The sequence below is a fragment of the Deinococcus peraridilitoris DSM 19664 genome (assembly GCF_000317835.1).
Lineage (GTDB): Bacteria > Deinococcota > Deinococci > Deinococcales > Deinococcaceae > Deinococcus_A > Deinococcus_A peraridilitoris.
Genome location: NC_019793.1, coordinates 2,395,020 through 2,419,788 on the forward strand (window position 1 = coordinate 2,395,020; position 24,769 = coordinate 2,419,788).

The following is a 24,769-nucleotide window of genomic DNA, read 5'->3' on the forward strand; positions in this document are numbered from 1 at the left end:
CGCAGGGTGAGCGGCTTCCTCAGCGTTCGTAAAAAGCGGGAGGCTCGATGCCCAGCAAGCGCAGGTACACGAAACCCTGGGCGCGGTGGTGCACTTCGTTGTCGAGCAGGTACAGTACGACGTGGACGTTGGTCTGACGGGGCATGCCGTACACGCTCTCGACGTCGGCGAGCCGCTGCGCCGGCAGAACGGCCCACTGCGCCTGCAGCCAGCTGCCGGTTTCGTCCCAGGCGGCCAGCAGCGCCTCTTTGGTCTCGACCGCACTGAAATCCTGCAGCGAGCGTTCCCAGACGCCATGCAGCAGGCCGTGCAGGGTGGGTTGCACCATGCCGAGCACCTCCAGCATCATGGTTCCAAAGGGGCGCATCGGTGGTGCAGGCGTAAAAGTGAACAGGGCGTCTGTGGGAAAGCGTTCGATGGTGCGCCGGGTCAGACGGCGATGACCTTCCCAGTGGGCCAGCAGTTCGGTAGATGACGGTAAGGTTTGTGCGCTGGATTCTACGGCGTTCGTCATGAGACCTCCTGGATCTTGGTGTGCCAAGGGCAGCTTAAGTGGGGTTCCCGTCAGAACCTGTCGTGTTGGCGTGGCATGCTGGTGTCATGTACGACCCCTCGATGCGGGTACTGGCGGTACTGGAGCTGCTGCAGGCCCGCGAGCGCGTCACCGGGCCGGAACTGGCGCGCCGTCTGGAAGTGAGTTCCCGCACCGTACAGCGCTATGTGGCCCGCCTGCAGGACCTGGGCATACCAGTAGAATCAACGCGGGGCACGGGTGGTGCCTACCGCCTGCGTCCTGGTTTCCGTCTGCCTCCCATGATGTTCAGTGAAGACGAGGCGCTGGCTCTGTCGCTCGGGCTGCGGGCGCTGCGCCATCTGGGCCTGGGCGCCTTCGCGCCCGCCGCACAGGGCGCGGGCGCGAAGCTGGAGCGGGTGCTGCCCCGCGCGGTGAGTGAGCATGTGCGTGACGTGGAAGCCGCCACCCAGCTCAGCGATCCGGTCTGGACGGTCGAGGTGGCCGTGGAAGCGCTGGTCCGGGCAGCGACGGCAGTGCGGGCGCGCCGGGAAGTGACCTTCGCGTACCGCGCGCACGCCGGGACGGCCGGGCAGCGTGTGGTTCAGCCGTACGGTCTGGTGCACCAGGACGGCCGCTGGTTCCTGGTGGGGCGCTGCCAGTTGCGTCAGGCGCTGCGCACGTTCCGCCTGGACCGTGTCACCAACCTGGAAGTGCAGGACGCCACCTTTCAACGTCCCGAGGACTTCGACGCGCGCGCTTACCTGCAGGCGACCTTGCCTTTCGCGTACACGCCGCATCACGTTGAGGTCTGGCTGGACATGCCACTCACGCAGGCACGGTCCCTGCTGGCGCCCTGGAGGGTGACCTTGCAGGGCGAGCGAGATGGTACGCGGTTGCGCTGCACCCGCGAACATCTGGAGCCCTTCGCCGCGATGCTGCTGGGTTTGGGCTGCGACTTTACCGTCCACGCTCCCCAGGAGCTGCACACCGTATTCGCGCGGCTTTCAGCGCGGGCCGCCCGCTGCGCGGCGGGCGAAGGCCCCGAACCCGGTCCGGCGCCGGTGTGGACTCGGGGCCTGCCAGACGTCCTGAGCTAACGCAGCCGGGTGATCTGCCGGCCCGCCCGCCCGCCGTCCAGGTATTCCAGGCGCAGCAGCCAGGCCTCGGGAAAGTCCTCGTAGAACAGCTGCCCCCACTCGATCACGCACAGCCGGCTCTCGTCGATCAGGCGCTCGAGGTCCATCGCGTACAGCTCCGCCGCGTGCCTGATCCGGTAAGCGTCGACGTGCAGGACCGGCCCCTCATAAGTCGGGTACAACTGCATCAAGGCGTACGTGGGGCTGCTGACCTCGCCCCCGAAACCCAGCGCGCGCACCAGCCCTTGAGTGAGGGTCGTCTTGCCGCTGCCCAGTTCGCCTTCCAAAAACACCACCGTGCCATGCGGAAGGGCGCTCGCGAGCGCCCTTCCGCATGCCTCTTGCGCGTGTTCGTCGGGCAGCAGGCGTATTTCTCCACGGTGCATGGCGTGATGCTAGCGCGCCAATGGCACGCTGTGCCCGGTCAGACCAGCGAGGCGCGCGCTTCGAGCAGCTGCTCGCGCCACGCGGCCAGCGACTCGGCGCCGTCCACCCGGGCGATCAGGATGGCGTCACGCAGCGGCAGGGCGAGCAGCCCGCCGTCTTCGAGTTCGAGCGTGGCAAGGCGGGTGCCACCGAGCAGCGCGCCGGCACCCGCGAGGCTCAGGGCGGCTTTTTCACTGGTCGCGTCAAGCTTTCCCCAGCTGAGCGTGCCCGAGCGCAGCAAGGCGAGCTGCGCTCCGCCGTGCGCGGAGAGCGCTTCGAGCGCCAGCGCCAGCGGCTCGCTGGCGGTGCGGACTACGGACAGGGCAGGTGCGCTGGGCGTGTCCGTTCCGAACAGGCTGTCCAGCGCTCCCCCCGAATCGAAGACGCCTAGCAAGCCCTCGAGGGCGTCGGCACCAAAGGTGCTGGTCAGCTCACGCGCCGCCTCGAATTCCGCACGGGCCTCACCGAGCAGTGCCTCGGCCTGGATCAGGGTGTCCTCGTATTTGCCGCTGGCCTCGGTCGAGAGCGTGCCCAGACGGCGCACGCGCCGCAGGTTGTCGGCCAGGCGCCCCAGGGTCTGGACGGTTTCCCCGGCGAGGTGGCGGTAACGGTCGTACTCCTGCACGACGTAGTCGGCACGGGCGTCGAAGCTTTCGCGTTCCTGCGCGAGCTGCCCCATACGGCGTTCGAGCGCACTCCACAGGTCGTCCAGGCTGACCAGCTCACCGCGTGCGATCGCCGCGCGCGCCTCAGCAATGCGCGGGGCGAGGTCCGCTTCGGCGCCGCGAACCCCTCGGGCCGAGCCTTCGAGCTGGTAGAGTTCCCGCTGCAGGGCCAGCAATGCACCGGTGCGCTCGGCGGTGGCGTGCGCCTGCCCTTCGAGGGTCCGCAGCATGTCCTCCAGACGCTCGATCTCGCCGCTGGCCAGCGCGCCCCCGCTCAGGGTGCCGCGCGCGACTTCCAGCGCCAGGCGTACCTCGTCACGCGTGGTGCCCGGCACGTTGGCGCCCAGCGCGTCCACCCGGACCGCGAGGGTCTTGATCTGCTCGCGTTGTGACGCCAGAACGATGTTGCGCTCGTGATTGAGGCTTTCCTTGAATCCGGCCAGGCTGGCCCCCAGCACCTCGCCCGCCTCATTGCGCACCCTCAGGCCCATCAGCTGTTGCCCAAGGTCAGGACGGGTACGCAGCAGCACGTCGTAATCGCGCGCCAGGTCGTGAAGGTCGCGTGCCTCGCTTTCCCGGTCGAGTTCGGAAATGCGCAGCTGGGCATCAAGCGGCAGCAGCGAGGTGTCGGGCAGCTCCTGCGCCATGTTGAGCGGATCGGCGCTGATCACCGACGACTCGACCAGCTTGCGCAGATTGAGGGCGATGTGCCGGGCCCGCTCGATTTCCGCAAGCGAGAGGGTGTCCTGGGCCTGTGCCGTCTCGATCTGGGCGATCAGGCCTTCCAGACGGCGCAGCTTGGGACCACCCACGCCCATGAAACGTGTCAGTTCGGCCTTGAGCTCGGCGAGTTCGTTGGCCTGCGCGACCAGTCCCTCGTTGAGGCGCCGTTCCAGGCTCGCGACGAGCGCCATGCCCTCGTCGAGCAGGCCGGGCACGCTCTTGCCGGCGTCCATTTCGGTGCGGGCCACCCCAATCAGGGCGCGCAGCTTTTGCGCCTCCGGCCAGTCAAAATACAGCGAGAAGCGTTTGACCGATTGCTCGAGGCCGGCCAGCATGGCGTCCTCGTTGCGGATCATGGTGTTTTTCAGGCCGTCCTGCTCAAGCACTTCGAGCACATCCTGAATACGTTTCTTGGCCAGCGGCGCGGGCACGCTCAGTTGCAGGCGCTTGAAGATGTCACGCTTGAGGATCTCGGCCAGGTCACCGTGGTCGAGGTCGGCCAGCGCCTTGCCGCGGGCATGGGCGCTGCTTTCGAAAATGCGCTCGAGTGCTTTGGGAGAAACCAGATCGCCCAGCATGCGCAAAGGGGTGCGGTAGAGCACGGCAGACCTCACAGGAGAAAGAGAAAGGCGGATGGCACGAAACGGTCCCGGAGGCGGGTTGGGAACGGGGTCAGGTCGGCTGCGAGCGTGACTGCCGCAGGATTACAGTTCCTCGTCCCATTCCACGGCGGGCTGCTGGCCGGGCACTTCACTGGCGCGCCGTCCGAACAGTCCAAACTGCAGGCAGATTCCCCGGAATCCCCAGGTGGCCAGCCCGATGGCGAGCGCGGCCAGCAGCGCCCAGGCAAGCGTGCCGAGGGGGGATTGCAGAATGCTGAGATTGGCCAGGCTGCCCAGGGCGCTCACGCCCGTCACGTCCCCCAGCAGGGCGCCCAGCGAGGCGACGCCCTCGAGCATCACCGGCAGCAGCAGCACCACCAGGGCCGCGCTGATCGCACGCCAGTATGGATTGCGCCCACCAAAGGCCAGATTGAGCAGGTACAGGGGGTACACGGCCAGCAGCGCCAGCAGCATGAACAGCCCGGCGCGCAGTGGGCCACCCAGGCCGCGGTTGAGCGTGCTGCTGACACTTTCGGCCGCACTCGTCGCCGTGCCCGCACGGGCAGCCTCAGCGTTGCCGAGTGTGCCCAGCAGGGCACGCACATCATCCGGACGGAGGGCGCTCAGATCACGGACCCGTTCGACCTGGGCGCGCAGGCGCTGCACTTCGGGCGTGCTGCCGACATTCGGGGGCAGCGTGCCAAGCTGGCGCAGGGCGTCCGCGAGCGCTTCGCGGGCGGCGCGATTGTCACCGTGCCCGCTGGCGACCAGCGCGCGAGCGAGCGGTGCGTACACGGCGCCCAGGTCGGCAGCGCTGCCCGCCGGGCCACTGGGTGCCGGATTTGCCGGTGCGCCAGGCGCTGTGGTTGGTGTGGTGGCCGGGGACGCGGCAGGCTCCTGTGGTGGCGCAGAATTCTGAACCGGAGCCTGTTGTGGCGCACGCCCGGCGGCCCGGACTGCCTGGCTGGCCGCGCTCGCGAAGCGGTCGGTGCCGCTTTGCAGTGCTGCCAACTGTTCGCGGAAGGCGTCGGTGTTGCCGGCGGTCAGGCTGGTGATCGCTTCGACAAACGTGCGGGTGCTGAGCTCACCGGTGCGCGGCGAATCCTGCACGACGCTGAACCAGCTGGTGGCGCGCGCCATTTCCAGGTAGGCATCCGCGCGCCCGGCGCCGTTGGCACGCTTGAGCGAGGCGCTGATTTTGCTGGCCGCCGTCCGTTCGAACTGGGCCCGCACGAGGTCGACGTTGCCGGCGCGTGCCGCACCGACGAGCGCTGCGCGCGCGTCACCGCGCACTCCGAAGTCGTCGGCCAGCAGCCCGACGTTGCTCACGGCGCCTGCTTCGGCGCGGCTGAGCGCTTCCAGGGCGCTGTCGTGCATGATCTTGCGCAGCAGTCCGCGTACCTGGGCCGTCTGGGCTTCCAGGTCGGCCTGCGAGCGGCTGACCGCGATGCGCGCGTTTTGCAGGGCGGTGCGCACCCCGCTGGCCAGCGGTGAGTTGTTGGCCTCCGGTATAGCCTCGCCGAACAGCGTGCGCGCCCGATCGAGTTCGGCCAGGCTGGACGCCGGGGCGCGGCCACGCTGCGTGAGCGCCGAATCGACCGCGCCGGTGATCGCGCGGTACTGCGCCGCATTCAGGGTCAGCGCGCTTTGTGCCTGGGCTGCGCTCAGCAGGCACAGGGTCAGGGCGCCCACACGGAGCCCGAAGGCCTTCCGGGAAGCGTGGAACGAGGCAACGGTCATGCGGACTCCTTGAGCACCGACAGCTCCGCGATGAGCCGTCCGAAATTGGTGGTGTTGTTCGCGAGCAGGGCGACGAAGTGCCTGCCCAGCGGACGGACACAGACGGTCTGCTGTCCCAAATCGGCGCTGAGCATTCGCCAGGGCTTGTGACGAAGCAGCCCGGCAGTGGTCACCATCACGCTGCCCAGCGCTTCGGCGCCGCGCTGGGCGCGCGTGCGCAGCACCTTGCCGCTGGCGTCGCACAGCACCACGCCCAGCACCCCGTCAAAGCGTGCGAGGTCCGCGAGCAGCGCGTCCTGGCCACTGACGTTCGAAAGGTCGTAGAAACGTTCGGGCAGCGTGTGGCGTGTGCCCTCACCCGGATCGTCGAGTTCGAAGTCGTCGAGGTCGAATTCGATGTCGTCTTCCGGGGCGGCGTCCACTGGGACCGGGCTGGCCGTGGGTGCCAGCTGCACACCCTGGTGGGCCGCGGACACCGCGAGGGTGGCCGCTGCAGGCGGAGCGGCGCTGGGAAACAGCGTGGGCGCTTTGGGGTACTGCTGCTGGACGTGGCTGGCCAGGGCGCTGAGTTCCAGCTTGGCGCGGGCGACCGGCATGACGGCCCGCAAGCGGTTTTCCAGAGGACCGGCCAGCACACGCTGCATTTCCTCCGCGCTTACCTCTTCGGGAGACAGCCGCGCGTCCCTTAGGGCGGCACGGAGCATATGGTCGGCCGCTCGCTCGGATACCACGCGTGCCAGCGCCTCGCTCACCAGGGTATAGACGGGATTCTGCATCAAAGTAAACCTACTATAAGCGATATCTCATATTTTAAAGATTAAATTTCAAGCTTTTTTCGTGCTGCTGCTCATCTTCACCATGCTGATGAACTGCTCGGTGAGCAGCGGATCGAACTGAGCGCCAGCTCCTCGCCTCACCTCTTGTAAGGCCTCCTGCGGCGTCCAGGCCTCCTTGTAAGGATAGACGTCGACCGGGCTGAAGACCCACCCGCACTGATGCCTGCCGGCGCCCGTGACGTGGGCCAGAGCCGTCAGCAGCGCCACGTCGGAATCGAAGCCTTGAGGCGCCTTTGTGTCCCGAATTTGAACGCTTCACCTAACGCTCGTTTGCATGAGGCTTTTTCCCGGCTACACTGAAGCGTGACCAGCCTGACCTCACGTATTGACGCCGAACTGCAGCGCCTGCGCAGCGCGGGCCTCTACATCTCTCCCCGGGTGCTCGAAGCGCCGCAGCGACCCATCACGCGCGTGCTGGGGCGCGAGGTGGTAAACCTCGCCAGTAACAATTACCTGGGCTTCGCCGATCACCCGTTCCTGAAAGAGCGCGCCCGGCAGTTTCTGGAGACCTGGGGCGCGGGCGTGGGCGCCGTGCGTACGATTGCCGGCACGCTCTCCATTCACGAGGACTTTGAAACGCAGCTGGCCGAATTCAAGGGCACCGGCAGTGCCCTGGTGCTGCACAGCGGCTTCACCACCAACCAGGGTGTGCTGGGGAGCCTGCTGCAGGAAGGTGACCTGGTCGTCAGCGACGAACTCAACCACGCCAGCATCATCGACGGCCTGCGCCTGGCCAAGGCCACCAAGAAGGTCTTCAAACACAAGGACATGCAGGATTTGGAGCGGGTACTGCTGGAGAACCCCACGGACGGCCTGAAACTGATCGTGACCGACGGCGTGTTCAGCATGGACGGAGACATCGCGCCCCTCGACAAGATCGTCGAGATCGCGCGCCGTTACGGCGCCGTCACCTACGTCGACGACGCTCACGGTTCGGGCGTGCTGGGTGAAGCGGGACGCGGCACCGTGCATCACTTCGGTTTCGAGCACGCCGACGACGTCATCCAGATCGGCACCCTCAGCAAAGCCTGGGGCGTGGTGGGCGGCTACGCGGCCGGTACGCGTGATCTGCGTGACCTTTTGATCAACAAGGCGCGCCCGTTCCTGTTCAGTACCGGTCACCCGCCAGCCGTCGTCGGAGCGCTCAGCGCCGCCGTTGAACTGATCCAGCGCGAGCCTCACATCATGGAGACGTTGTGGGACAACACCCGCTACTTCAAGGCCGAACTGTCCCGTTTGGGCTTTGATACCTTTGGCAGTGAAACGCCGATCACTCCAGTGATCTTCGGTGAGACGGGCGCGGCGTTCGAGGCCAGCCGCCTGCTCTTGGAACGTGGGGTGTTCGCGGTGGGCATCGGCTTTCCGACCGTGCCGCGCGGCTCGGCGCGTATTCGCAACATTGTTACCGCAGCGCACACGAGGGACATGCTTGACCGGGCACTCGCGGCGTACGAAGCAGTCGGACGCGAGCTGGGCGTGGTCGCGGGCTGAGCGCCGGCGATCAGCCGAAAGCGGGGGTGCCGTGTGCCTCCCCGCTTTCGTTTGAGCAGGCTTTCCTACACCACGTGTACAATGGCGACGCGACCGTCCTGTCCGCCGTTGCCCCCGTCATCATCGCCGTCGTCGTCCTGACGGCAGCCGGCCAGGGCCGTGACCAGTAGCGCTCCGCACAGCAGATACCCCAAAAGTCGTTTCATGCCCGCAGTCTGCCGCATGGTGTGAATCTTCGGTGATGCGGGTCATCAAGCGGACTTCACCGGCACTTCAGAGGAACTTGATCAGCTGACGAATCACCCCGAGGTGATACGCGACGTGCGTGAGGCCCGCGACGACCCCGCCCGCCTCGTCGGCATCCCAATTCACGCGGTCCTGGGCCAACTGGTGCAGTTCGAGGTACCCGTCGTGAAGCTGCCCACGCAACTCGCGCCAGCCACGGTCGTCGAGTTGCTGCACGGCCCAGCTGCCCGCCCAGTCCAGCGCCATCGTCTCGCCGCGCAGCGCGGCGGTGGTGGCCGACAGGTGAAAGCGGACGTGTTCGGTATGCGCAATGACGCTGGGGCCCAGCGGGGTGGGCCGTGACGCCTGCTCGGCCGAGAGACCGCTCAGGGTGGCGAGCAGACCGGCGTTCTTGTCCTGATCGAGGTACCACGACCATTCCTGCTGCGCGCCCTCGAAGGTCTCCTGCAGCACGGCGAGGTAACCCTGGAGAAAAGTCGACGCTTCCATGCGATCAGGATAGCGGGCGCTTTTCAGGAGTGCAGCGCGGCGGAGTCAGGCCAGCAGCTTGACTATCTGCCGGACCGCGCCCAGATGGTAACTCACGTGGGCCAGGGCGGCGGCCAGACCGCCCGCAGCGTCCTCGTCCCAGTCGTTCGTGCGGCGTGCGAGGGACACCAGGCCGGTGTAGGCCGCGCGGACCCGTGCACGCACATCCTGCCAAGCAGCTTCATCCACCGTGCGAGGTTCGAAACTGCCCGGCCAGTCAAACGGACCGCGCTCACCCTGAGCCCAGCGGACGCCGACTTCCAGGTGAAAGGCCGTGTGCGCGGCGTGCGCGGCAACGCTCAGCCCCAGCAGGGTCGGATCGGACGCCTGCGTCGCGCTCAGGGCGTCCAAGGTGGCAAAAAGGCCGTGGTTACCGCTGCCGTCGGCCCTGGTGCCGTCGAGAAAACCGGTGCCCTGTCCGGGTTGCCCACCCTCACAGGCTTCCTGCAGGACGTCGAGCCAGCCTTGTACGAATGCTTGATCGCTCATGCCTTACGTTAAACGGCCCTTTCCTGTCTGCCCATTGCCCATCCGGCTTAGGCGCCGAACACGCCGCGCGGATGGACATCCACCCGCACCCGGCCTGGAAACGAACGGTCAAGGGCGCTCAGCAGTACTTCCAGGCGAGCGTCGTCACGCACGCGCAGCAGCAGGTGATAGGGATACACGCCCCTCAGGCGCGCGATGGGAGAGGGTGCTGGCCCCAGCAGCTCCCCGTCCACCGCGCCCTTGCCATACAGCGCCTGCGCGACCGCCGTGGCGGCCGCGTGTGCTTTGCCCTGGTCCCTCGCGGCGACTTCGATCTGGGCGAGGCGTGCAAACGGCGGGTACCTGAGCAGCTGGCGCCCCTGGCGTTCCTGCGCGGGGTAGGCGCCCGCGTCGTGTCCGTCGACGATGCACCTGAGGGCCGGATGCCCGGCCTGAAAGGTCTGCACGACCAGCAGCGGCGCGCGAACCGGGTGCCATTCGATCAGCTGGCGCAGCAGACGGTGGTAGCGCTCCGAGGCGCGAAAGTCGCTGACGTTCAGCCAGGTGTCCGCGAGCGTCACGCCGATCAACGCCAGGTCGGGCAGTGCGTCCTGCGTGAGCAGCGCCTGGGTGCCGATGACCACGCCGCTGTGGCCTTGCTGCAGGGCGCTGAGGTCGTCCTGGCGGTCACGGTCGAAGCGCAGTACCGGAAAGTCGGGCAGCAGCTTGCGAACTTCCTGGGCGATCCATTCGGTGCCGGGCCCGCGCGCCTGCCACATCCGTTCGCCGCACTCGGCGCAGCGCTCGTGCAGCCGCTCGCGGTAGCCGCACTGGTGACAGGTCAGTTCACGCGTTTCCTGGTGAAAGCGCAAGGGCACGTCGCAGTGCCTGCACATGGGGGTGTGTTCGCAACTGGGGCAGCGCAGCAGGGCGCTGTATCCCCGGCGGGGAGCGAGCAGCACCGCCTGCCGTCCGCGCTCGGCCACCTGCCGCAGCACCTTCTGCAAATCGTGCGACAGGGGATAGCCTTGCGCGCCGGGCTTCAGGTCCGCGCGCGACAGCGGCCCCAGCGCCGGTGCCTGGATGGGGTTGGCGTAATCGACCACGTGCACGCGCGCGACCGGTGGGGGCAGCACCTGCCCTGGCACGTCGAGCACCTCGGCACTGGGCACGCTGCCGGTCCAGCCGAGCTGGCACTCGGCGTGCCGGGCGAGACGGCGCGCGAGCTCAGGCACGAAGGCGTGGCTGCCCGACAGCAGCTTGTGCGCGTCGCTGCCTTCCTCTTTGACCACCACGGTGGCCAGATCGTGCACGGGCGCGCACAGGGCGGTGCAGGTGCCGATCACCAGACGCGCCTCGCCACTGCGGATGAGTTGCCAGACGTGCTCGCGCTCTTCTTCGGACAGCTGGCCCGAAAGCTGTACGGCCCGTCCACGCTGCTCGCTGCTCAGGCCCGAGAGCGCTGTCCAGGTGCGCCGCAGGGTGGCGTGGTCGGGCACGGCCACGATTACACTCCGCCCGATGTCAAGCTCGCGCGCCAGGCGGGAAGCCAGCAGACGGTGACGCACTGCCGGACGCCCACCGTGCAGGCGCCACTCCCGCGCCTCCGGCAGACGGTCCAGGGTGAGTTTGGGGGCTTCGCCGGTCGGCGTGAGTACTGGCAACGGCGCGGGGTGCTCGGCCCGCTCGGCCCAGCCACGGGTCATGACGCCGGTGACCACCGAAGTGCTCACGCCCGCGCCCTGAGCCCACGTGCTGAGGCTCTCCACGTGACCTTGCTCGCGCAGCCACGCCCAGGCCACCTTCTGCTTGGGTGTGAGCGGCGTCCCGCCCTCGCGGTCACTGACCCGAACGACGCTGACCGTGCGTGCTTTGGGGCGCAGGTCTTCTTCCAGCAGACCCTGCGCCCGAACCGAGTCGAGCAGTGCGGCGTCGAACGCGCTGGCGTCCTGCCACACCGGCCCTGGCACCTGCTGGCCGAAGGGACTGAGGTCGGCGTCTTCCACCGCGCGTACCCGGTGGCAGAGACGCGGACTCAGCCCCACCGGCAGGATGTCGGAAAGCAGCAGGCCCAGCGGAACACGTGACAGGCGCGCTTCCTCCGCGAGGGCGGCCAGAAATGCAGGCCCCACCCAGGGCGCCTCGGCGGGCGAATCGAGCAGCGCCACGGCGTCGCGCAGCCGGTGGCCCGCTTCTTTGCCGGGCCCCAGCACGATGCCCACCCGCAATTCGCCCTGCCAGGGCACCATCACCCGGTGTCCTACCGGTACAGGACCTGAAAATCCGTGCGGCACCCCGAAATCGTACGGTGGCAACGGCAGCGGCACGGCCACCGACCAGGTCAGGACGGCCGGAGGAGAAGCGGGCAGGGCAGGCATAAGAATGACCGAAGGGGGCTCAGTAAGAGCGGTGCGTGACGCTGGCGCCGCGCTCCTCGAGGAACGTCGTCACCACCCCCACCGCCGCCTTGAGACCTGCCGTGATGATCGGGCCACCGAAACGCTCCAGACGCACGAGCGCGCTGCCGTCCTCGCGTACGGTCACGCTCACGAGCGCTTCCTGCGTGAGGTCGCGTTCCTCGACGTGGGTCAGCAGCACCCACTGGTCACGCGAAGCGTGCCGGTAAGCGTCGAGCACCACCACCACGTGCTCGCCCGTGCGGTCCACGGTCTTCCGGAAGTTGCTGAGCTGAAAGTCTTCGGGCAGGCGCACGATGGCGTGGGGCACATGATCTCCTTGGCTGTCTTCCACGGGCAGCACGGGAACGTTCGGGGACTGCACCGCCCGCCAGCGCACGTGGTGCACGCTCAGGCCCAGCTCACGCCACTTGAGGGCGTACTTGGTGCGCAGCGCCGCTGCCGGGGGCTCAGGGAACGTGGCCGTGAAGCAGCCACTTTTCTGCGCTTCTTGCAGCGCGAACTGAAAATACTCTTCGTGGTCGGTCGTGAACCACACCTCACCGCCCGGGCGCAGGCGGCTGGCGGCCAGCGTGAAAAAAGGCGCGCGCAGCAGGCGGTGCTCTTCGTGGCCCGCTTTGGGCCAGGGGTCCGGGAAATTCACGATGATGCGCGCCAGGCTGCCGGGCCCTGTCACCGCGCGCACGAGGGTGGAGGCGGGCAGACGCGTCAGGTGCGCATTGTTCAGGCCGGCCGCCGTCAATCGCCGCTGCGCCTTGAGGAGGCTCACGCCGGACAGCTCTACCCCGAGGTAATTCGCGTCGGCCTCGTTCGGACCGTGTTCGGCCCAGAAGCGTCCGTCACCAAAGCCGATCTCCAGTACCCAGTCGCCATTGGGATTCTCGGGATACAGGCGCTCGGGAGCGTCGGGAAAGCGGAAGTCCGCAAGACGCAGAATCACGCGGAGTGCTCCTCGTTCGGTGAGGCGGGGGGTGAGACGGGCAGCTGCGCGGTGAGGTGCGAAGCGAGCCGCGCGGCCGCCTGCAGGGTCGCGGCGTAATCGAGTTCACCTGGCACACAGCGGCCCAGCGCGTACACTTCGGGCCAGCGTGTCACGCGAAAGTCCTGGAGTTCCCCGGCCGACAGGGTCAGATAACGCACCTGATAAGGCATGCCACCCGACTCGCCCGGAGCCTCGTCCTGACGCTCTGCGAACTGCAGGCCCTGATCGGCCAGGTTGTGCGCCAGAAAGTCGTACGCCACCTCGCTGAGGCGCCCCGCTTCCTCCTCCACATGGCCGATCAGCAGGCGCCCGCGCAAGAAACTTCCGACGGCCAGCACCACCCGCCGGGCACTGAGCAGCGGACCTTCCCAGGTGCGCAACTGGTACGGCGCTTCCGGCTGAACTTCCAAGGCCGACACGCAGGATTGCAGCAGGTGGACGCCCGGAGTCATCTCCAGCAGGAACTTGACCTGACGGTGCAGGGCCCAGTTGGTACGCTCCGGCAGAGCGCGCTCACGGGCTTCCTCGAACAGGCTGCCCGGCGGAAAGCCAAAGTCCACCTCCTGGTGATAGAGGTTGCCGACATTGTCGAGCGCCTGTGAGACCAGCAGCACATCCTGCCCCGCGCCCGCGAGGCGCCAGGCGAGTTCGCTGCCCGCGAGGCCGGCCCCGACGATGGCCACGTCATACAGATGCCCCGGCTGGGGAAGCGAGCGGGGAGTCACCGAGCGAAACACCCCAGGAGTCTAATGCCTCTCATGTTCTCACGGTGGGGGAGCGCGCACTTGACAAACGGACGCGCTTGCCCGCACGAACGCTTCAGCGGTGCCCGGTGGCAATGGGCCGCGCGTCGTCGCTGACCCAGTCGCTCCATGAACCGGCGTACAGGCGAGTGTGCGTGCCTGGTGGCTTGCCGGCCAGCTCCAGCGCCAGCAGGTTGACGGTCGCGCTGACCCCCGAGCCGCAGTACACGATGGCCTGCTGTTCCAGCAGCGGCCCAAAGCGCGCGCGCTGCTCTTGCGGCGTTCGGAAATACCCATGCTCATCGAGTGACGCGGACCAGTCGATGTTGACGGCCCCCGGAATATGGCCGGCTTTTTTGTCCAGCGGCTCGGTCTCTCCAGCGTACCGCGCGGCGGCGCGTGAATCGATCAGGGTGACGTTCTCCGCGCGAGTCATGACGCCCGAGGCGTCGGTGACCAGCTCCGGTCGGACGCGCGGGGTGAAGCTCGCTGGTGGATGACGGACCACGGAAACATCCAGCCCGCCGCCCGCTTCGATCCAGGCGCTCAGGCCGCCGTCGAGCACCGCGACGGCGTCATGCCCCATCCAGCGCAGCAGCCACCACAGGCGCGCGGCGTACATTCCGCCGCCGGGCGGTTCGTCGTAGGCAACGACCAGGTGTTCGCCGCCAATGCCCGCCTGCCCCAGACAGACCGCGAGCGCCTCCGGGTCCGGCAGAGGGTGGCGCCCGCCTGCCCCGTCAGGCCGTTTTGGTGCAGAAAGTGCTTGCTCCAGATCCAGATACAGCGCGCCCGGAATGTGTCCGGCACGGTAGGCACGGCGGCCCGCTTCGGGGTCGCTCAGTGAAAAGCGACAGTCCACGACGCGAACCTTGTCGCTGCGCGCATGCTCGATCAGCCAGTCGGCGCTTACCAGCGGTCCCTGAGCCACAACGGTTCCTCCGAAGTCTCAGTGTACGCTCAGACCCCAGCCCACAACTGATGAGAAGATTAACCGTCGGTTCACGGCGAGAGCACCGCCGGTCAGGTTCGCACCTCCTCCTCCTCCAGTTCACCGGCCAGCAAGATGGTAAAGGCAGCCACGCGATTCTTGGCGTCAAAGCCCACGATCACCGACCACGCCTGCCCGGGATGACGCTCGAAGACTGCCGTCCGCACGTAATAGCGCAGACCGTCGGCTTCCAGGAGACGCTCGCTCAGCACGCGGGTTTCAGCGCCATATTCCCGAACGCCCGCTTCGCGGTAGGCCCGGAACGCGGCCAGGCTGCCCAGCGAGGCACGCAGTTCGGGCGTGAAGGTGGCCCAGACCGAGTCGATTTTTACTGCGTAGAACTGCTGCACGACCGAGCGCCCCTGCCGGGTGACGCGCTCCGTCGCCTCGGGTGCGCTCTGGGCCGGACGGACCGGGTTTGGGGCTGGACTCTGAGCCAAACCCTGACCACCGGACAGCAGGCAGGCGCAAAGGAGGCCTGGCCGGAGCAGACCTGAAGAGAGCAGTCGTGTGGCCAACGAGAATTTCATGTCCCACCGCCTTTGTGCGACTTCCCTTTCAGGGTACGCCGCCCCGAAAGAGCGCCGAAAAGGCCAAGTCTCCACCGGACGTTAAGCGTTTCTTTTGCTTGTCAGGCGCGTGGAGCGCTCTTCGGCCGGTTGCCCGGACCGGAATTCAGCGTTTGTCCCCCACGTGCAGCGCCGCAATACCGAAAGTCAGCAGGCGATAGCGGGGATCAAATCCCGCAGCGTGCATCAGCAGCGCCAGACGGGCCGGGTCTGGAAAAGCCAGCACCGATTCTGGCAGGTAGGTATAGGCACCGGAATTGCCCGAAACCAGAGCACCCACACGCGGCAGGATATGCCGAAAATAAAAGCGCAGCAGCGCTCCGAAGGCGCCCGGCGAGGGTGGAGGAAACTCCAGGATCACCACCCGCCCGCCGGGCTTCAGCACCCGGTGAAACTCGCTCAGTCCCTGGGCGTAACGGGCAAAATTCCGGAATCCGAACGTGCAGGTGACCGCGTCGAAGCAGGCGTCCGGGTAAGGCAGGGCCAGGGCGTCGCCTTCCTCGAGGCGGATGTCGAGCTGCTGTTGCACGGCTTTGCGGCGGCCGATTTCCAGCATTTCGGGCACGAAGTCGCAACCGATCACCTGCGCTTCGGGAGCGCGGCGTTTGAGTTCCAGCGCGAAATCCGCAGTGCCCGTCGCCACGTCCAGTACGCGCTCTGGTCGGAGCAGCAGCGCTTCCTGCGCAGCTGCCCGGCGCCAGCGGACATCGACGCCCAGGCTGAGCACGCGGTTGAGCAGGTCATAGCGTGGCGCGATCTGCGCGAACATCGCCTGTACGTCCTGCGCTTTTTCGGCGTGCTCCCCCACCGGCGGCTTGACGGGGTTGAGGTGCGGGCTCGGCGAATCAAGCGGCATGCTTCGAGCCTATAGCAAATCGGGCGGTGCTGCAGGCCGTCCGGAAACGGCCACTGTTCGTGGACTCACTGTTCGCGGGCCGTGGACACGGTGCGTTTTTCACTGGCCCGGCGTGCCGGCGCCGTGGTCAGCTGCAGATTCTCACGCCGGGGCAGCGAGAAGTAAAAGGTCGCGCCCTCACCGGGGCGTCCTTCGGCCCAGGTGCGTCCTCCGTGCTTGGTGACGATGCGGCGCACGTTGGCAAGGCCGATGCCGGTACCCTCGAAGTCCTCACTTTTATGCAGGCGCTGAAACACGCCGAACAGTTTGTGCGCGTAGGCCGGGTCGAAGCCTACACCATTGTCACGCACGTACAGCACGTGCTCCGGGCCTTCCTGGGCATAACCGACCTCGATACACGCCAGCTCACGGGTGCGCGAGTACTTGAGGGCGTTCGAGAGCAGGTTCACGAAGACCTGACGCAAGGTCGGGATGTCGGCGGCCACGGTTGGCAGGTCGGGCGGACGAAACTCGACGTGGCGGTGCGTGATTTCACTGCTCAATTCCTGCCACACATCCTGCACCAGCAGGCCGAGGTCAACCGGAACGATGCGCAGATCCTGCCGGCCGGTCCGCGAAAAGGACAGCAGGTCCGCAATCAGCGCGTCCATCCGGCCCGCGCTCGTGCCGATGATGTCAAGGTAGCGCCGCGCCTTGTCCGAAGGATCAGGCCCCAGTTCCTTGCGCAATAGCTCGGCAAAGCTCGCCATGTGCCGCAGGGGCGTGCGCAGATCGTGCGAGACGCTGTACGCAAAGGCTTCGAGTTCCCGGTTGAGATCCTCGAGCTGCGCGGTGCGCTCACGCACGCGTTCTTCCAGGGCGGCGTTGAGCTGCCGCACCTGCGCTTCGGTGCGTTTGCGTTCGGTCACGTCGCGCCCGGTCGAGACGAGATGGGTGATCTGACCATGCTCGTCTTTGATGGGCGTGATGGTGTTCTCCTCGACGAACAGCGTGCCGTCCTTGCGGCGTTGCACGATCTCGCCGCGGTAGACCCGCCCTTCGCTGAGAACCCGGCGCAGGTGCTGCGTGAAGCTGTCGTCGTTGGGTGCCGAGCGGAGTTTCTCGGGCGGCTGCCCGATCGCTTCGGCCTTGCTGTAGCCCGTCACACGCTCGAAGGCGGGATTGACGTACTCGATCAGGCCGCTTTGGTTGCAGATAAAGACCGGGTCAGCCGTCTGTTCGAGCGCGCTGGAGAGCTTGCGCATTTCCTGCTCGGCACTTTTTCGGACCCGTTCGGTCTCGCGCTTCAGCTTGTCCTGTGTGCGGCGGGCCTTGAGGGCCTCGTGTTCACGCCTCAATTGCTCGTGTTGCTTGATGGCCTCGGTTTTCTTGTAGAGGTCCACGAACACCGAAACCTTGGCGCGCAGAATTTCCGGCACGACCGGCGCGAAGATGTAGTCCACCGCCCCCAGGGCGTAGCCGTCGAGCATGTCGGTTTCGGCGCGGTCGTAGGCTGTCACGAAGATGATGGGGGTACTTTCGGTCTGCTGGCGGCTGCGAATCAGCGCGGCCGTTTCGAAACCGTCCATCCCGGGCATACGCACGTCGAGCAGAATGACCGCGTAGTCTTCGTTCAGCAGCAGACGCAGCGCGTCACGCCCGGACTCCGCCTGCACGATGTTCTGCCCGAGCGGTTCGAGCGCGGCCTCAAGCGCCATGCGCTTGGAGTCGTTGTCGTCGACCAGCAGGATGTTCACGCGCCCGCCGTCACTGCGTCCGCTGCCGGGCAATACTTGCTGTGCGTCCACTCAGGCCACCTTTCGGTAAAGCTTTTCGCGGGCGTCGAGGGTGCTGTAGCGCCCTGCGAGCAGGCCCATATCGAGCGGTTCGAAGCGCCCCAGGGCCAGCAGACCAAAGGGCGCCAGGCTGTCGTGCAGCAGGTGGTGCACCTTGGCCTGCAGATCCTGATTGAAGTAGATCAGCACGTTCCGGCACAGAATGACGTGAAAGTCGTTGAACGAACCGTCGGTGACGAGATTGTGCTGCGCCCAGATGATATTGCGCTTGAGTTCCGTGCGAATGATGGCATGCTCGTACTGAGAGGTGAAGTAACTTTCCAAATCACCCTGGCCACCCGACGCCCGGTAATTCTTGGCGTATTGCGCGAGGTGACGCTGCGGGTAGATGCCGTCGCGTGCCCGCGCCAGGTTGGCAGTGCTGAGATCGGTGGCGTACAGCCGGCTGCGCTCGAGCAGTCCCTCTTCCTGAAGCAAGATGGCCATGCTGTAGACTTCCTCACCGCTGGAGCAGCCCGCGTGCCAGATGCGCAGAAACGGGTGCGTGCGCAGCACGGGAACGACCTGCTGGCGAAAGGCCTGATAAAACTGAGGGTCACGAAACATCTCGGTGACGTTGACGGCCAGGCAGGCCACCAGCCGCTCAAAGGCCGCCTCGTCGCGCAGCACCCGCGCCTGCAGGCTGGAAACGTTCGCCAGCTTCTCTTCGCGCAAGGCGTGCAACACCCTGCGGCGCAAGGTGGCCGGGGCATATTGACGGAAATCAAAGCCGTAGCGCTGATAGATGCCTTCCAGCAGCAGCTGAATTTCGATGTGTTCCAGGTCGGGGGCAGTGTGAATCATGCGTACACGAGGATGTTCATGGTGAGACGGGCGCGCCTCAGGATAGAGCATTGGCCTTCCCATACAAAGTGTCTGCTGACCGTCATGCCGCCGCGTGTGAAGAGTGTTCACAGAAGTTTTTCACTTCTTTCCTGAAGCCCTTGAAAAAGTCTGAAGCAAAAAGCCTGAAGTCAGGCCGGGTGAAGGGACGCCTGATCCCTTCACCCGGCCTGGTGCCTCACGAACGGTACAACCAGACCCGCAGGAGCGACAGCAGCTTCTCGGTGTTGACCGGTTTGCTGATGTAATCACTCGCGCCCGACTCGATGGACTTCTCGCGGTCACCCAGCATCGCCTTGGCCGTCAGCGAGATGATCGGCAAGTTCTTGTACTTGGGATTGCCGCGAATCAGGCGGGTCGTTTCATAGCCGTCGAGTTCGGGCATCATCACGTCCATCAGCACGATGTCGATGTCCGGGGTGCTGTCGAGCAGGCTGATGGCGTCCTTGCCGTTCTCGGCCGTGAAGACCTGCATCGAGTGGCGCTCCAGCACCGCCGTCAGCGCGAAGATGTTGCGGATGTCGTCGTCCACCACCAGTACCCGCTTGCCCGCCAGCAGGGGATCGTTTTTACGGACGTTTTCCAGCAGCGCGCGTGCCGCCTGGGGCAGATCAGCCTCCACGCGGTGCAGGAAAAGGGTCACCTCGTCCAGCAGCCGCTCGGGCGAGCGCACGTCCTTGACGATGATGCTCTTGGCAACCTTGCGCAGCTGCGTCTCCTGTTGACGGGTCAGTTCCTGTGCGGTGTACACGATCACCGGCAGTGTCTTCAGGCTGGGATCCTTCTGCATCTTGTGAATCAGCTCGAAACCGGTCATGTCGGGCAGCTTGAGGTCGAGCACCAGGCAATCGAAGGGTTGCTCTTTCAGCACGGCGAGGGCTTGTTTGCCGGTGGTGACGGCCGTGGTCTTGACGTCACCGTTGCCGATCAGGTCCACGATGCGCTCACGCTGCGCTTCGTCGTCCTCGACGACCAGCAGATTCTTGACGCGTCGTGCCAGGAAGTCTTCGAGCTTGCCGAAAGCGCGCTCCAGCGCTGCCTTGTCCGGAGACTTGGTCAGGAAGTCGAGTGCGCCCAGCTTGCGCCCCAGCAGCGCTTCCTCGTCGCTGGAGATGATATGCACCGGAATGTGACGGGTGGTCGGGTCGTGCTTGAGACGGTCGAGTACGGACCAGCCGCTGATGTCAGGCAAATGCAGATCGAGCGTAAGCGCGCTGGGGCGGTAGCGCTGGGCGAGCGCCAACGCCTGGTCACCTCGCGCGGCCACCAGGCCCTTGAAGCCACGCTCACGCGCCAGGTCGAGCAGCACGGCCGCAAACGCCGGGTCGTCCTCGACAATCAGGAGCGTGCGGTCTCCGGCGCTGATCTCGTTGCGGTCGTCGGCCAGCACCGGATCGAGCAGCTCTGCCTCCACGGCGGGAGCGCCCTGCTCGGACTCATAATGCTCGTCGCGTCGCGCGCTGTACATTTCCTCGCGGCGTGCGACGCGCGGGGCATCGTCCACGGAAGGAGACGGGAACGGGGTGGCTTCCTGGGTGGGGGAGACGCCAGACTCCTGAGGATGCGGATTGTGCCCCGAACTTCTGTAATCATTGAAAACCGTGCTGCTGGGCCGCGGTCCCACCCCGGGCGCGAAGTTGCTGGGGCCCGAGACGGGTGTAAAGGTGAGCGGCAGGTACACCGTGAAGGTGCTGCCCAGGTCCGGCACGCTCTCAAGGCGGATCTCGCCGCCCAGAATGCGCGCGAGCTCGCGGCTGATCGCCAGGCCCAGACCGGTGCCGCCGTACTTGCGGCTGGTGGTGCCGTCGGCCTGCTGGAAGGCTTCGAAAATGACCTGCTGCTTGTCGGGAGCGATGCCGATGCCGGTGTCGATCACGCTGAAGGCCACCACGTGCTCGGTGCGTGACAGCACCGGGTGATCGTAACTCCAGCCGCCCGAGGCGCTCGCGACGCGCACCTTGACCTCACCGCGCTCGGTGAACTTGAAGGCGTTGGAGAGCAGGTTCTTGAGAATCTGCAGCAGGCGCTTCTCGTCGGTCTGCAGGGCTCCTGGCAGACGGGGATCGAAATCGAGGTTGAGAGCGAGCTTTTTGGCTTCCGCAACCGGCTGGAAGGTGAGCGCGAGCGCGTTCTTGAGGTCGCGGAAGGCCACGGGAGCCGCGTCCACCGTGACGGTGCCCGACTCGATCTTGCTGAGGTCGAGAATGTCGTTGATCAGGGTCAGCAGGTCGTTGCCGGAGGCGAAAATCGTGCGGGCGTACTCCACCTGACGGTCCGAGAGGTTGCCGTCGGGATTGTCGCGCAATTGCTGCGAGAGCAGCAGCAGGCTGTTGAGCGGGGTGCGCAGTTCGTGGCTCATGTTGGCCAGGAATTCGCTTTTGTACTTGCTGGTGAGCGCCAGCTGCGAGGCTTTTTCCTCCAGCGCCTGCCGGGCGGCCTCGACCTCGCTGTTCTTGCGCTCGACTTCCTGGTTCTGCTGCGCGAGCAGGCGGGCTTTTTCCTCCAGCTCCTCGTTGGTCTGGCGCAGCTCCTCTTGCTGGCTCTGCAGTTCCTGGGCCATGCCCTGCGACTGCACCAGCAGCGTCTCGGTGCGCATGGTCGCCTCGATGGTGTTGAGCACGATCCCGATCGATTCGGTCAGCTGCTCCAGGAAGGTCAGGTGCGTGGCGCTGAAACGCTCGAAAGAGGCCAGTTCGATGACCGCCTTGGTCTGGCCTTCGAACACCACCGGCAGCACCACGATGTTCATGGGAGCGGCGGCGCCCAGGCCCGAATTGATCTGGATGTAGTCATTGGGCACGTTGGTCAGCAGGATAGGCTCCTGCTCCAGCGCGCACTGGCCGACCAGGCCCTCGCCCACTCGGAAACGGTTGGCCAGGCCCTTGCGCTCTCGGTAAGCGTAGCTGGCCTGCAGCTTCAGGGTAGGCTCGTTGGCACTGTCGTCCGAGGTGTAGAACACGCCGTGGTTGGCCTTCACAAGGGGCGCGAGTTCCGAAAGGATCAGGCGGCACACCGTCAGCAGGTCGCGCTGGCCCTGCAGCATGCGCGTGAAGCGCGCCAGGTTGGTCTTGAGCCAGTCCTGTTCGGTGTTCTTCTCGGTGGTCTCCTTGAGGTTGGAGATCATCTGGTTGACGTTCTGCTTCAGCGAATCGAGTTCGCCCTGTGCCTGCACGGTGATCGAGCGCGTCAGGTCGCCGTTGGTCACGGCGGTGGCCACGTCCGCGATGGCGCGCACCTGCGTGGTGAGGTTGGCGGCCAGCTGGTTCACGTTGTCGGTCAGGTCCTTCCAGGTGCCTGCCGCGCCGGGCACGCTGGCCTGACCGCCCAGCTTGCCTTCCACGCCCACCTCTCGCGCCACGCCGGTCACCTGATCCGCGAAGGTCGCCAGGGTCTCGGTCATGGAGTTGATGGTTTCGGCCAGCTCGGCAATCTCGCCTTTGGCCTCCACCGTGAGCTTCTTTTTCAGGTCGCCGTTGGCGACTGCCGTCACGACCCGCGCGATACCGCGCACCTGGTTGGTCAGGTTGGTCGCCATGCCGTTCACGTTGTCGGTCAGGTCCTTCCAGGTTCCGCCGACGCCGGGCACGTTGGCCTGACCGCCCAGGCGGCCTTCCGTACCTACTTCACGTGCCACGCGCGTCACCTCGCCCGCGAAGCTGTTGAGCTGGTCCACCATCGTGTTGATGGTGTTCTTCAGTTCGAGCAGCTCTCCACGCACGTCCACCGTGATCTTCTTGGAAAGGTCGCCGTTGGCCACCGCGGTCGTGACGAAGGCGATGTTACGCACCTGGTTGGTGAGGTTCGAGGCCATGAAGTTCACGTTGTCGGTCAGGTCCTTCCAGGTTCCGGCAACGCCACGCACCTCGGCCTGACCGCCCAGCTTGCCTTCCGTACCCACTTCACGCGCCACGCGCGTCACCTCGCCCGCGAAGGCGTTCAGCTGGTCCACCATCGTGTTGATGGTGTTCTTCAGTTCCAGGATCTCGCCCTTGGCGTCGGCGGTGATCTTCTTGGAAAGGTCGCCCGTGGCCACCGCGGTCGTGACGAAGGCGATGTTGCGCACCTGGGTCGTCAGGTTGGCGGCCATGAAGTTCACGTTGTCGGTCAGGTCCTTCCAGGTGCCTGAGACACCCTTCACCTCGGCCTGTCCGCCCAGCTGACCCTCGGTACCTACCTCGCGCGCCACACGGGTCACTTCCGAGGCGAAGGCGTTGAGCTGGTCCACCATGGTGTTGATGGTGCTCTTGAGCTCCAGTACCTCGCCCTGCGCCTCGACGGTGATCTTCTTGGACAGGTCACCGTTCGCCACCGCCGTGGTGACCTGCGCGATGTTGCGCACCTGCGAAGTCAGGTTGCCTGCCAGGCCGTTCACGCTGTCCGTCAGGTCCTTCCAGGTGCCCGAGACGCCCTTCACGACGGCCTGTCCGCCGAGCTTGCCTTCCGTACCCACCTCGCGCGCCACACGCGTCACTTCGGCGGCGAACACACCCAGGGTGTCCGAGAGGCTGTTGATGGTGTCCGCTAGCGCGGCGACCTCGCCCTTGGCGTCCAGGGTCAGCTGCTGCTCCAGGTCGCCGTTGGCGACGGCCGTCACAACCTTGGCAATGCCGCGCACCTGGGTCGTGAGGTTCGAGGCCATGCTGTTCACGTTGTCGGTCAGGTCCTTCCAGACCCCCGACACGCCCTTCACGTCCGCCTGACCACCGAGGCGGCCCTCGGTGCCCACGTCACGCGCCACGCGCGTCACCTCGGCGGCGAAGCTGTTGAGCTGGTCCACCATGGTGTTGATGGTGTTCTTGAGTTCCAGGATCTCGCCCTGCGCCTCGACGGTGATCTTCTTGGACAGGTCACCGTTCGCCACCGCCGTGGTGACCTGCGCGATGTTGCGCACCTGCGAAGTCAGGTTGCCTGCCAGGCCGTTCACGCTGTCCGTCAGGTCCTTCCAGGTCCCGGCGACGCCACGCACCTGCGCCTGTCCGCCGAGTTTGCCTTCCGTACCTACTTCACGCGCCACGCGCGTCACCTCGCCCGCGAAGGCATTCAGCTGGTCCACCATTGTGTTGACGGTCTTGGCCGTCTGGAAAAACTGTCCTTCGATGGGCCGTCCGTCGACCTCCAGTGCCATGGTCTGCGACAGGTCCCCGCTGGCGACTGCCGTGATCACACGCGCCATGTCCGAGGTGGGCCGCACAAGGTCATCGACCAGGGTGTTGACCGACTCGATCAGGCCCATCCAGGCACCACTCGCGGTGCCGAGGGGAAGGCGCTGCGTGACCTTGCCTTCCTTGCCAACCACCCGCCCGGCGCGTTCCAGATTTTGCGAGATGCCCTCGCTGAGTTCCAGCACGTCATTGAAGGCGTCGGCGATTTTGCCGGCAATGCCCGTCCAGTCCACGGGCAGGCGGACGGTGAAATCACCTTTTTTAAAGGCCGTCAAGGCGGCCAGCAGTTGCTTTTCGTCGAGTTGGGAAGTTTCCGCGGGGAGAGTCACTTGGGGCTCCTTGGCACCAGTGCGCGGCGGGTACCTCGTGCAGGTGCTCGGGTCCCGTCCGCGCGTTTTGGCGGTTTCTGAAACAATGTTAGCGGCCTTTAGCGAGTCTTAAAGTGAGTTACCTATTCGCTAAAGAAAGCCATAAGGCACCGTTGGGCGGGATGAGGGTGGCGAGTGCCGACCACCCGGGGTTCCTATGAAAAAATTCGCTTCCAGCACGGTGATATTGACTCACTTTCCGGAACGGTCAACAGGCTGCTGTACCCGTTCTCTGGCTTAAGCTTTTGCCGGGATGTAAATGAGAACTTGCTGCGCTGCAATAGCAGCATGTCCTCCAACTTCTCACCCGAGGAACTGGTGGCCCTGCTTGCCTCCCGAAATGAGCGCGTCTGCACCCAGGCGCGGGCAGCATTGGCCGCCGCGGGGGTCCTGGCACGCCCGGCAGTGCAGGCCGGCACGTCGCATTCCAACCCTCAGATCAGTCGGCACTGCCGCGAGCTGCTCCCCATGCTGCCCACTGAAGCAAGTCTGGAGGCGCGCCGGTCAGGTGACTTCTGGCGTCGGCTGACACCGAGGCTGCCGGGATGGACGCTGACGCGCCGCGTGGAAATGGCGCCGCGCTGATGCGAACCTCGTCGGCAGGTCGGCTTCAGGTTGTTAGCTCGACGGGCAGAAGCTGCGTGTGAGA

Annotated in this window: 21 protein-coding genes; 3 read left to right on the top strand and 18 right to left on the bottom strand. The window is 66.0% G+C overall.

Going from position 1 to position 24,769, the window contains the following annotated elements:
• Positions 1-19: 19 nt before the first annotated feature.
• On the bottom strand, positions 20-514 hold the full coding sequence (locus tag DEIPE_RS11695; protein ID WP_015236174.1) for a DinB family protein: 495 nt from the start codon (positions 512-514) through the stop codon (positions 20-22).
• 86 nt (positions 515-600) lie between these two features.
• Here DEIPE_RS11695 and DEIPE_RS11700 point away from each other — a divergent pair, with 86 nt between their 5' ends.
• Positions 601-1,611 (top strand): helix-turn-helix transcriptional regulator, encoded by a 1,011-nt coding sequence (locus DEIPE_RS11700; RefSeq protein ID WP_015236175.1) that lies wholly within the window; start codon positions 601-603, stop codon positions 1,609-1,611.
• Here the strand turns inward: DEIPE_RS11700 and tsaE are convergent.
• The 5 genes from tsaE to DEIPE_RS11725 form a co-directional block, all read right to left on the bottom strand.
• Positions 1,608-2,036, bottom strand: a complete 429-nt coding sequence (gene tsaE / locus DEIPE_RS11705) for a tRNA (adenosine(37)-N6)-threonylcarbamoyltransferase complex ATPase subunit type 1 TsaE (protein WP_015236176.1) — start codon at positions 2,034-2,036, stop codon at positions 1,608-1,610. The genes DEIPE_RS11700 and tsaE overlap by 4 nt on opposite strands.
• Positions 2,037-2,074: 38 nt before the next feature.
• Positions 2,075-4,066: a hypothetical protein gene (locus DEIPE_RS11710; RefSeq protein ID WP_015236177.1), complete on the bottom strand. Its 1,992-nt coding sequence runs from the start codon at positions 4,064-4,066 to the stop codon at positions 2,075-2,077.
• A gap of 102 nt (positions 4,067-4,168) precedes the next feature.
• On the bottom strand, positions 4,169-5,806 hold the full coding sequence (locus tag DEIPE_RS11715) for a hypothetical protein (RefSeq protein WP_015236178.1): 1,638 nt from the start codon (positions 5,804-5,806) through the stop codon (positions 4,169-4,171).
• A complete protein-coding gene (locus DEIPE_RS11720) occupies positions 5,803-6,582 on the bottom strand; it encodes a roadblock/LC7 domain-containing protein (RefSeq protein ID WP_015236179.1) in 780 nt (259 codons plus the stop codon). The genes DEIPE_RS11715 and DEIPE_RS11720 overlap by 4 nt, the downstream gene beginning before the upstream one ends.
• 48 nt (positions 6,583-6,630) lie before the next feature.
• Complete coding sequence (locus DEIPE_RS11725; protein WP_041230864.1) at positions 6,631-6,849, bottom strand: hypothetical protein; 219 nt, start codon at positions 6,847-6,849, stop codon at positions 6,631-6,633.
• A 96-nt stretch (positions 6,850-6,945) separates the two neighbouring features.
• On the opposite strand from DEIPE_RS11725, the gene DEIPE_RS11730 reads away from it, so the two are divergent.
• Positions 6,946-8,133: a glycine C-acetyltransferase gene (locus DEIPE_RS11730; protein ID WP_015236180.1), complete on the top strand. Its 1,188-nt coding sequence runs from the start codon at positions 6,946-6,948 to the stop codon at positions 8,131-8,133.
• 65 nt (positions 8,134-8,198) lie between these two features.
• Here the strand turns inward: DEIPE_RS11730 and DEIPE_RS24015 are convergent, their stop codons facing one another.
• The 12 genes from DEIPE_RS24015 to DEIPE_RS11785 form a co-directional block, all read right to left on the bottom strand.
• The gene (locus DEIPE_RS24015) at positions 8,199-8,339 is read right to left on the bottom strand and encodes a hypothetical protein (RefSeq protein WP_157448847.1); all 141 of its coding nucleotides are present in this window, start codon (positions 8,337-8,339) and stop codon (positions 8,199-8,201) included.
• A gap of 67 nt (positions 8,340-8,406) precedes the next feature.
• A complete protein-coding gene (locus tag DEIPE_RS11735) occupies positions 8,407-8,868 on the bottom strand; it encodes a hypothetical protein (RefSeq protein WP_015236182.1) in 462 nt (153 codons plus the stop codon).
• Positions 8,869-8,913: 45 nt separating this feature from the next.
• The gene (locus DEIPE_RS11740; protein WP_015236183.1) at positions 8,914-9,396 is read right to left on the bottom strand and encodes a hypothetical protein; all 483 of its coding nucleotides are present in this window, start codon (positions 9,394-9,396) and stop codon (positions 8,914-8,916) included.
• A gap of 47 nt (positions 9,397-9,443) precedes the next feature.
• Complete coding sequence (priA, locus tag DEIPE_RS11745; protein WP_041230865.1) at positions 9,444-11,753, bottom strand: replication restart helicase PriA; 2,310 nt, start codon at positions 11,751-11,753, stop codon at positions 9,444-9,446.
• A 19-nt stretch (positions 11,754-11,772) separates the two neighbouring features.
• On the bottom strand, positions 11,773-12,732 hold the full coding sequence (gene trmB / locus DEIPE_RS11750) for a tRNA (guanine(46)-N(7))-methyltransferase TrmB (protein WP_015236185.1): 960 nt from the start codon (positions 12,730-12,732) through the stop codon (positions 11,773-11,775).
• A complete protein-coding gene (locus tag DEIPE_RS11755; RefSeq protein ID WP_015236186.1) occupies positions 12,729-13,511 on the bottom strand; it encodes an FAD-dependent oxidoreductase in 783 nt (260 codons plus the stop codon). Before DEIPE_RS11755 ends, trmB begins: the two co-directional genes overlap by 4 nt.
• Before the next feature lie 82 nt (positions 13,512-13,593).
• Positions 13,594-14,448 carry a sulfurtransferase gene (locus DEIPE_RS11760; RefSeq protein ID WP_015236187.1) on the bottom strand — a complete coding sequence of 285 codons (855 nt, stop codon included), beginning with the start codon at positions 14,446-14,448 and terminating at the stop codon, positions 13,594-13,596.
• Between the two features lie 92 nt (positions 14,449-14,540).
• The gene (locus tag DEIPE_RS11765) at positions 14,541-14,948 is read right to left on the bottom strand and encodes a hypothetical protein (RefSeq protein WP_157448848.1); all 408 of its coding nucleotides are present in this window, start codon (positions 14,946-14,948) and stop codon (positions 14,541-14,543) included.
• Between the two features lie 235 nt (positions 14,949-15,183).
• Complete coding sequence (gene ubiE / locus DEIPE_RS11770) at positions 15,184-15,933, bottom strand: bifunctional demethylmenaquinone methyltransferase/2-methoxy-6-polyprenyl-1,4-benzoquinol methylase UbiE (protein WP_015236189.1); 750 nt, start codon at positions 15,931-15,933, stop codon at positions 15,184-15,186.
• A gap of 65 nt (positions 15,934-15,998) precedes the next feature.
• The gene (locus tag DEIPE_RS11775) at positions 15,999-17,720 is read right to left on the bottom strand and encodes a PAS domain S-box protein (protein WP_015236190.1); all 1,722 of its coding nucleotides are present in this window, start codon (positions 17,718-17,720) and stop codon (positions 15,999-16,001) included.
• Positions 17,721-18,551, bottom strand: a complete 831-nt coding sequence (locus DEIPE_RS11780; protein ID WP_015236191.1) for a CheR family methyltransferase — start codon at positions 18,549-18,551, stop codon at positions 17,721-17,723.
• 217 nt (positions 18,552-18,768) lie between these two features.
• On the bottom strand, positions 18,769-24,081 hold the full coding sequence (locus DEIPE_RS11785; protein ID WP_015236192.1) for a HAMP domain-containing protein: 5,313 nt from the start codon (positions 24,079-24,081) through the stop codon (positions 18,769-18,771).
• 174 nt (positions 24,082-24,255) lie between these two features.
• Here DEIPE_RS11785 and DEIPE_RS11790 point away from each other — a divergent pair, with 174 nt between their 5' ends.
• Complete coding sequence (locus DEIPE_RS11790; protein ID WP_015236193.1) at positions 24,256-24,705, top strand: hypothetical protein; 450 nt, start codon at positions 24,256-24,258, stop codon at positions 24,703-24,705.
• The last annotated feature ends 64 nt before the right edge of the window (positions 24,706-24,769 follow it).

Bases quoted from the DNA above. Each gene is read 5' to 3' on its own strand.
- DEIPE_RS11740 (WP_015236183.1), bottom strand. From the start codon at position 9,396: ATGAGCGATCAAGCATTCGTACAAGGCTGGCTCGACGTCCTGCAGGAA.
- priA (WP_041230865.1), bottom strand. From the start codon at position 11,753: ATGCCTGCCCTGCCCGCTTCTCCTCCGGCCGTCCTGACCTGGTCGGTG.
- DEIPE_RS11720 (WP_015236179.1), bottom strand. From the start codon at position 6,582: ATGCAGAATCCCGTCTATACCCTGGTGAGCGAGGCGCTGGCACGCGTG.
- DEIPE_RS11780 (WP_015236191.1), bottom strand. From the start codon at position 18,551: ATGATTCACACTGCCCCCGACCTGGAACACATCGAAATTCAGCTGCTG.
- DEIPE_RS11715 (WP_015236178.1), bottom strand. From the start codon at position 5,806: ATGACCGTTGCCTCGTTCCACGCTTCCCGGAAGGCCTTCGGGCTCCGT.
- DEIPE_RS11695 (WP_015236174.1), bottom strand. From the start codon at position 514: ATGACGAACGCCGTAGAATCCAGCGCACAAACCTTACCGTCATCTACC.
- DEIPE_RS11700 (WP_015236175.1), top strand. From the start codon at position 601: ATGTACGACCCCTCGATGCGGGTACTGGCGGTACTGGAGCTGCTGCAG.
- tsaE (WP_015236176.1), bottom strand. From the start codon at position 2,036: ATGCACCGTGGAGAAATACGCCTGCTGCCCGACGAACACGCGCAAGAG.
- DEIPE_RS24015 (WP_157448847.1), bottom strand. From the start codon at position 8,339: ATGAAACGACTTTTGGGGTATCTGCTGTGCGGAGCGCTACTGGTCACG.
- DEIPE_RS11735 (WP_015236182.1), bottom strand. From the start codon at position 8,868: ATGGAAGCGTCGACTTTTCTCCAGGGTTACCTCGCCGTGCTGCAGGAG.
- ubiE (WP_015236189.1), bottom strand. From the start codon at position 15,933: ATGCCGCTTGATTCGCCGAGCCCGCACCTCAACCCCGTCAAGCCGCCG.